Below are 7,750 nucleotides of genomic sequence, written 5' to 3'. Positions count from 1 at the left end.
GTAGATCGAGGTGGCTGTTTCGGCGGGCAGGTCGGCGATCAGGGTGGCCATGCCCTCGCCCTGCGGCACCAACTGCACGGACCGTTCCGCCCGCCGCCGAGCCACCCGCTTGGCGTAGCCGTCGGGAACGACCTGGGCGACGACATGGTGCGCCGCCCGCCGCAACCGCGTCGGATCCTTGCCCGCCAACCGCTGCGACAACCGCTCATCGGCAAGCCGCGCGAGATCATCGGACAAACACCCGGTGACGTCGGCGATCTTCGACGCCTTGTACCCGTCCACTACCCCGGCCCGCATTGCGGCCAGGGTGTGCGGCAGCCGGGTCGTCAACGCCACCGCCAACGACACCATCCGCTCCGCCGCACGCGGAGTGATCGACAACGCCAACGCCACCTCCTGCGCCACATCCCGCGCCGCCCCCGGTGACGTGGACACCAGCTCGGCGATGTCACACAGCTGCCGCGCCTCCAATGTGGACTGTGTCCGCTCCATCGACTGCAACCGCGCAACAAGGACCGATCTTCGCCGGGACAACCCCGACACCACCACGTTTCCCCCTGAACTAGTCACCCCACAATTGTAGGAAGGGGGTCCGACAAAAACCGGGGCGCAGCGGTCTCGTTCCCTGGGTAATTGTCGCTACCAGCCACCCCGAAAGGGTGATGCGTGGAGCGACAATTGCGCAGGGCGCGCCGAAGGCGAGCCCGAAACCCCACCACGTGTCCCCACCCCGGAATGCGCACAAACCGCAAACACCCGCGCACAAACCGCAAACACCCGCGCACAAACCGCAAACACCCGCGCACAAACCGTCAACTCGCGCCCCGAAAGTGCCAACTCGGGTATGCGTGTCGACATGAACATGGTTTTCATCTAGGGTGGCGGCAGGTGAAGGCGACAGGGAGGGACGTATGGGGGCCAAGGAGCTGGGCGACGTTTTCACGGCCGCTCGGACGGAGTTCGCCAGGATCGCACCGCTGGTGTGGAACCCGCTGAGTGAGGCGATGGTCGAGGAGGCCGGGCCGAAGCAGGGTGATCGGGTGCTGGACGTGTGCTGCGGGGCGGGAGCGTCGGCGATCGCCGCGGGTGCGCGAGTGGGAGTGGAGGGCCGGGTCGACGCGGTCGACCTGGCGGAGGGTTTGCTGGAGGAGGGGCGGGAGGCCGCTGCGCGGCAGGGTGTCGGCAACGTCCGGTTCGTGCGGGCGGATGTCACCGAGTGGGAGGCGCCGGACGCCGGGTACGACGTGGTGCAGAGCGCGTTCGGGGTGTTCTTCCTGCCGGAGATGGACGAGCAGTGCACGCGGTTGTTCGGGATGCTGCGTGCGGGCGGCCGGTTTGCCGTGGCCGTGTGGCGCAAGGGGGCGATCGAGGACTTCGCCAGGTCCTACTACGAGGTGATCGGCCGGTTCCGCCCCGAACAGGCAGGGCGGACTGGGCCGCCGGGGCCGATCGAGCAGATCAACACGGAGGCGGGTCTCGAGGACTGGCTGCGCGATATCGGTGCCGACGAGATGCGGGTGACCGAGGTCGAGCGACGACTGCGGCTGGATCCCGGGGTGGCCTGGGACGTGGTGCTGGGGAGTGGGTTCCGCGGTGCGCTGTCCGGTCTGCGGGCGGACGAGATCGAGGCGGTCCGTGCAGAGTTCCTCGGCGTGCTGCGGCAGCGCGGGATCGAGTCGGTGGACTTCGGCACGCTGGTGGGAGTCGGCCTCCGCCGGTAGCCCTTCCCGGGGTCGTCCTAGTGTGGGGTGCGGGCCGCGGTGATGGCGGCGGCCGAAGGGCGATCCAGGGGAGTGGCAGTGCCGAACGAGCTGGTGTTCCGCGGCAAGACCGTGCGCAGGGACCGCGCGCTGGTGATGGCGATCATCAACCGCACACCCGACTCGTTCTACGACCGGGGTGCGACCTTCAGTGACGACAAGGCCATGGCCGCCGTGGACCAGGCGGTCACCGAGGGTGCGGACATCGTGGATGTCGGTGGTGTGAAGGCAGGTCCTGGAGCGGACGTCGACGTCGAGGAGGAGACGCGCAGGGTCGTCCCGTTCGTTGCCGCCATCCGCGACCGGCATCCCGACCTGGTCATCAGCGTCGACACCTGGCGGTACGAGGTGGGGCGACTGGCCTGCGAGGCAGGTGCGGACCTCGTCAACGACACCTGGGCGGGCGCCGACCCCAGGCTGGTCGACGCCGCCGCCGAGTTCGGTGCGGGATACGTCTGCTCGCACACCGGCAGCGCGGTCCCGCGCACCAGGCCGTTCCGGGTGTACTACCCCGACGTGGTCGAGGCGGTGGTGCGGGAGACGACCGAACTGGCGGAGACGGTGGTGGCCCGTGGGGTCCCGCGCGATGGTATCCTCCTGGATCCCACCCATGACTTCGGGAAGAACACCTGGCACGGTCTGTCGCTGCTGCGCCACACCGACCGGCTGGTCGCCACCGGGTGGCCGGTGCTTATGGCCCTGTCGAACAAGGACTTCGTCGGCGAGACGCTCGGTGTCGACCTGCACGAGCGAGTTGACGGCACGCTGGCCGCCACCGCGCTGGCCGCCGCCGAGGGGGTACGGGTCTTCCGGGTGCACGAGGTGCGGCGAACCCGACAGGTGGTGGAGATGGTCGCCTCGATCCAGGGACACCGGCCACCCGCACGAGTGGTTCGGGGCCTGGCGTAGCTCCCTGAGACCGGAATCGCACTTCGTAGGACCCACAATAGTAGGAATACCTACTAAACTCACGGGCGTTCCCCTGCACGGGACCGTGCGGGCAGCCGCAGACGAAGGGTCACAAGGACGTGAGCGAAGGTTTTCCGCTGTACCAGCTTGCTGAGGAGCACGAGGAGTTGCGGGCTGCCGTGCGTTCGCTGGCGGAGAAGGAGATCGCCCCGTACGCGGCGGAGGTCGACGAGGACTCCCGCTTTCCTCAGGAAGCTCTGACCGCCCTCAACGCCTAGGCATAAGTGGAGTTGCGGGCTGCCGTGCGTTCGCTGGCGGAGAAGGAGATCGCCCCGTACGCGGCGGAGGTCGACGAGGACTCCCGCTTTCCTCAGGAAGCTCTGACCGCCCTCAACGCCTCCGGTTTCAATGCGGTGCATATTCCTGAGGAGTTCGCGGGTCAGGGTGCGGATGCGGTGTCGGCGTGCGTTGTGATCGAGGAGGTCGCGCGGGTTGATGCGTCGGCGTCGTTGATTCCCGCGGTGAACAAGTTGGGGACGCAGCCGATTTTGTTGTCGGGGTCGGAGCAGGTGAAGAAGTTGGTGTTGCCGGCGATCGCGGCGGGGGAGATGGCCTCGTATGCGTTGTCGGAGCGGGAGGCGGGTTCGGACACGGCGTCGATGCGGGTGCGGGCGCGGTTGTCGGGGGATGAGTGGGTGCTCAATGGGACGAAGTGCTGGATCACGAATGCGGGGGTGTCGTCGTGGTACACGGTGATGGCGGTGACGGATCCGGCGGCGGAGAAGAAGGCGGATGGGATTTCGGCGTTTGTGGTGCATGCCGATGATCCGGGGTTTTCGGTGGGGGCGAAGGAGCGGAAGTTGGGGATCAAGGGGTCGCCGACGTGTGAGATCCATTTCGAGGATTGTGTGATTCCGGGGGATCGGATTGTCGGGGAGCCGGGTACGGGGTTGCGGACGGCGTTGCGGACGTTGGATCACACGCGGCCGACGATCGGGGCGCAGGCGTTGGGGATCGCGCAGGGTGCGTTGGATGCGGCGTTGGGGTATGTGAAGGAGCGTCGGCAGTTCGGGCGTGCGGTGGGGGAGTTTCAGGGGGTGCAGTTCATGTTGGCGGATATGGGGACGAAGATCGAGGCGGCGCGGCATTTGGTGTATGCGTCGGCGGCGGCGAGTGAGCGTGGGGATGCGCGGGCGAGTTTCATGGCGAGTGCGGCGAAGTCGTATGCCTCGGATGTGGCGATGGCGGTCACCACGGATGCGGTGCAGTTGTTCGGTGGGGCGGGGTACACGCGGGACTTCCCGGTGGAGCGGATGATGCGCGACGCGAAGATCACCCAGATCTATGAGGGCACGAACCAGATCCAGCGCCTGGTCATGGCCCGCCAACTCCTCAAAGGCTGAGCCGCACCGGTGTGGCTTTCGGGTCTCGTCCCCGAAGGCCACACCGGGCCACCCCAATTCAGCTGCAGCTGCTGCAGCAGCCGCAACCCGAGCCTGTGCACGAGCTGCAACAGTTACATCCGCCCATGTCGATCACCATCCCTTCGCCGATCAGGTCAGGACAGCTTCCAAGGTAGGTAGGCCTAACCCGCTCGACGTACCGCTTGCCGGGTGATTCATGGCGATATCGCGATGTGACCCTGTAAACCCTCGTGATCGCCGCGCGTAACCCGGCTGCAGTTTCGACCCTGCTCCCACGGGTAGCCGGGCACGGACGAGAGGAGGCAGCCGTGACCGAAGGCCGAACGCACTCGCGAACGGGCAGGAAGCCGGTTCAGCTTTTCGCGACACTGGTCGGAGTGGTGTTCCTGGCGGTGGGGGTGCTCGGTTTCATCCCGGGAATCACCAGTGAATACAACGAGATGGGCTTCGCCGGACCGGACTCCATGGCCCTGCTGTTCGGGTTGTTCGGGGTGTCGGTACTGCACAACCTCGTCCACCTCCTGTTCGGCGTGCTGGGCCTTGTCGCGGCGACCACGCTGGCCCTCTCCAGGGCCTTCCTCATGATCGGCGGTGGCTTCTACGTCCTGCTGTGCGTGTACGGCCTGCCGATCGACCGGGCGACGGACGCCAACTTCCTGCCGGTCAACCCGGCCGACAACTGGTTGCACCTCGGACTCGGGCTCGGCATGATCGCCCTCGGCCTGCTGGGCACCGCCCTGGAGCGCAGGTCGCCCGGCCGGGACAGCGCAGGCTACTGACCCGTCCCGTCAGGTCGGGCGGCAACGGGCTGACTGCCTCTCAGTCCGCGACGAGCAGGTCGTTCTCCTGCACCGCGGCCAGTGACAGCGTGCGGTACCCCTCGTCGTCGAACAGGACCGTGATCCGGTCGGCCTCCTGGTTGACCACGGTGCCCTGGCCCCACTCCGGATGCCGCACCCGGCTGTCGGCCGGGAACTCGGCGTCCGCGGGCGCCGCGTGCTCGGCCGCCGTGCCCGCCGCACACGTGTCGCAAAAACCGCACGGCTGCGCAAGTGACTCACCGAAGTAGCCGAGCAGGAACTGGCGGCGGCACGACGAGGTCTCGGCGTAGTTGCGCAGTACCTCGATGCGCGACCGGTCGAGCCGCTTGCGCTTCTCGGCCACCTCGGCGGCCTGTTCGGCCGCGTCCTGCGGTGCGGTGTCTTTGTCGTCGTAGTCGAAGTGGCCCCGGTCGGTGGTCCGCACGACCTCCGCCTGCTCCAGCAGGTTGAGGCTGTTCATCGCCTTGCGCCTGGACTGGCCGACCTCGTGGTCGACCTCGGTCGGACTCACCGGGCCATCGTGGTCGAGCACGGCCTCCGCGACTTCCCTGACGTCGTCAGGGTCAAGCGGGTGGGCGGTGAGAAACCGTTGCAACCCGAGATCCTCGGGACGGTAGAACAACAGGGCGTCCGCCCGCTCGTCGTCCCTGCCTGCCCTGCCGATCTGCTGGTAGTAGGCGTCCAGCGACTCGGGCACGGACGCGTGCACCACGAAGCGCACGTTCGGCTTGTCGATCCCCATACCGAAGGCGGACGTCGCCACCACGACCTCGAGGTGATCGGCCATGAACTCTTCTTGGACGTCCCCGCGTTCGCCCTGCTTGAGCCCGGCGTGGAAGGCCGCCGCTCGTACCCCGCGATCCGTCAGTATCGCCGCACACCGCTCGGTGTCCTTCCGCGTGGCCGCGTAGACGAGGCCCGGTTTCGGAGCGGACTCGACCCAGTCGGCCACGGCCGTGAGCTTGTCGTCGCCGTCGCCCGCGTGGCGTACCGCCAGATACAGATTCGGCCGGTCGAAGCCGGCGACGACGCGAACCGGGTCGGTCATGCCGAGGTGGCGGACGATGTCGTCGCGGACCGGTCCGCCCGCCGTTGCCGTGAGCGCCAGTACCCGTGGGTGGCCGAGCCGGTCGATGGCGTGGCGCAGACGCAGGTAGTCGGGCCGGAAATCGTGTCCCCACGCGGAAACACAGTGCGCCTCGTCGACGACGAACAGTGTCGGGCGTGCCCGCTCGATCTCAGCGAGCACGTCCTCCTTCGCCAGTTGCTCCGGTGACAGGAAGACGTACTCGGCGTTGCCGTCGCCGACCGCTTTCCAGGCCCGCGTGCTGTCCCCGGCCCGTTGCGCCGAGTTCACCGCGACCGCGTCCGGAGCCTCGCTCTCCTCGAGCGAGTTGACCTGGTCCCGCTGGAGTGCGATCAGCGGCGACACCACGACGGTCGGGCCCGGCAGTTCCAGCGCTGGCACCTGGTAGATGGCGGACTTCCCGGAACCGGTGGGCATGACGACGAGTACGTCCCTGCCTTCCAGCAGTTGTTCCATGGCGGTCAGCTGCTCCGGGCGCAACCGGGTCCAGCCGAACGCCTCTTCCGCGGTCTGCTGGAGCTTGGTGCGGGCATTCTTCGGCGGCCGGGGCCGGGATGACTGTTCGGGCATTGGCCGGGTGTTCCCGGGAGCGACAGTCGGAAACCTGGTGCGGCGAAGCCGCGCCCGGAATCGCCGGCGCCCGGTTCCTGATCAGTGCCGCATTGCCTTGCGTACCACGCCGAACGCGAGCGCACCGCTCGTCGCGGCCAGCAGGCCGTGGTGGCGCGAAGCCCATATCTGGATGTCCCTGGCGCGGGACCTGCGGTCGAACCGCCCGTGCGCACCGAAGTCCTGACCGTCCTCGTCGTCCACCGGCTCCCAGAGGTTGGAAGGACGGTCGGGCGACCGGCGCTCGCTGGTCTGCTGCGCCGCGTAGCCCTTCTTCGCGAGGTAGCGGTCGAGCAGCCCGGGGGTGAACTTGTTGCCCAGCATCGTGCCCACCGTCGACCCGCCGACCCAGTACTCGCGGCGCTTCGGGTGGTCGGCCGCGTAGACTATCGCGTCGGCCGCGACCTCGGGCTGGTAGATCGGTGGAACCGGCTGGGCCTTGTTCGGCAGCCGGGAGAGCACCCAGTCGAACTGCGGAGTGTTCACCGCGGGCATCTGCACCATGGTGACGTGGACTCCGGCCTTGTCGTGCAACAGTTCACAGCGGAGGGACTCGGTGAATCCCTGGATTGCGTGCTTGGCGCCGCAGTAGGCCGACTGCAGCGGGATCCCGCGGTAGGCGAGTGCCGAGCCGACCTGCACGATGCTGCCCCGGTCCCGGGGCAGCATCCGGTTCAGTGCCGCTTTGGTGCCGTACACATAACCGAGGTAGGTCACATCCGTCACTCGCTTGAACTCGTCGGGCGCGATTTCGGTGAACGGCGCGAACGCCGAGGTGAAGGCATCGTTCACCCAGACGTCGATGGGCCCGAACTCCTTCTCGATCCGGTCCGCGGCTTCGTCGACCTGCCGAAAGTCAGCGGTGTCCACGGTGAGGGGCAAGGCTTTTCCGCCCGCGCTCTCGACGTCCTCCGCCGCGGCGTCGAGGCCCTTCCCACCCCTGGCCAGCAGGGCGACCCGGTCTCCCCGTTCGCCGAAGGCCCGTGCCGCGGCACGCCCGATTCCGCCACTGGCGCCGGTAACCGCGACTACTCTGCCCGCGCCCCTGCCTGACATTCGCAGCTCCTCCTCCACGTCGAGATCGAGGTGTGCCCGGTGGTTTCCTTTCCGGCTACCCGGCCTGCCAGCGGTTACACCCTG

General features: G+C 67.9%; 7 protein-coding genes and 1 pseudogene. 5 read left to right on the top strand and 3 right to left on the bottom strand.

Annotated features, from left to right (window positions below; all coding sequences use genetic code 11):
- On the bottom strand, window positions 1-570 hold a 570-nt coding region (locus BM199_RS08740; protein ID WP_218160316.1), incomplete at its 3' end, for a DUF222 domain-containing protein.
- A gap of 341 nt (window positions 571-911) precedes the next feature.
- Here BM199_RS08740 and BM199_RS08735 point away from each other — a divergent pair.
- The 5 genes and pseudogenes from BM199_RS08735 (at window position 912) to BM199_RS08715 (ending at window position 4,872) form a co-directional block, all read left to right on the top strand.
- Window positions 912-1,721: a class I SAM-dependent methyltransferase gene (locus BM199_RS08735; RefSeq protein ID WP_091671863.1), complete on the top strand. Its 810-nt coding sequence runs from the start codon at window positions 912-914 to the stop codon at window positions 1,719-1,721.
- Between the two features lie 135 nt (window positions 1,722-1,856).
- Complete coding sequence (gene folP, locus BM199_RS08730) at window positions 1,857-2,669, top strand: dihydropteroate synthase (protein WP_245788249.1); 813 nt, start codon at window positions 1,857-1,859, stop codon at window positions 2,667-2,669.
- A gap of 119 nt (window positions 2,670-2,788) precedes the next feature.
- Window positions 2,789-3,265, top strand: a pseudogene (locus BM199_RS35170) (acyl-CoA dehydrogenase family protein); the annotation flags it as partial.
- A 12-nt stretch (window positions 3,266-3,277) separates the two neighbouring features.
- On the top strand, window positions 3,278-4,072 hold the full coding sequence (locus BM199_RS08720) for an acyl-CoA dehydrogenase family protein (protein WP_425425510.1): 795 nt from the start codon (window positions 3,278-3,280) through the stop codon (window positions 4,070-4,072).
- 329 nt (window positions 4,073-4,401) lie between these two features.
- The gene (locus tag BM199_RS08715; RefSeq protein ID WP_091671858.1) at window positions 4,402-4,872 is read left to right on the top strand and encodes a DUF4383 domain-containing protein; all 471 of its coding nucleotides are present in this window, start codon (window positions 4,402-4,404) and stop codon (window positions 4,870-4,872) included.
- Between the two features lie 40 nt (window positions 4,873-4,912).
- On the opposite strand, the gene BM199_RS08710 is transcribed toward BM199_RS08715, so the two are convergent.
- Both BM199_RS08710 and BM199_RS08705 read right to left on the bottom strand, forming a co-directional pair.
- Window positions 4,913-6,571 carry a RecQ family ATP-dependent DNA helicase gene (locus BM199_RS08710; protein WP_091671856.1) on the bottom strand — a complete coding sequence of 553 codons (1,659 nt, stop codon included), beginning with the start codon at window positions 6,569-6,571 and terminating at the stop codon, window positions 4,913-4,915.
- An 81-nt stretch (window positions 6,572-6,652) separates the two neighbouring features.
- The gene (locus BM199_RS08705; RefSeq protein WP_091672118.1) at window positions 6,653-7,666 is read right to left on the bottom strand and encodes an SDR family oxidoreductase; all 1,014 of its coding nucleotides are present in this window, start codon (window positions 7,664-7,666) and stop codon (window positions 6,653-6,655) included.
- Between the last annotated feature and the right edge of the window lie 84 nt (window positions 7,667-7,750).

This window comes from Amycolatopsis marina, from assembly GCF_900111885.1.
Lineage (GTDB): Bacteria > Actinomycetota > Actinomycetes > Mycobacteriales > Pseudonocardiaceae > Amycolatopsis > Amycolatopsis marina.
Note: the sequence above shows the minus strand (reverse complement) of the source record. Positions and strands in the feature narration are given on the sequence as shown.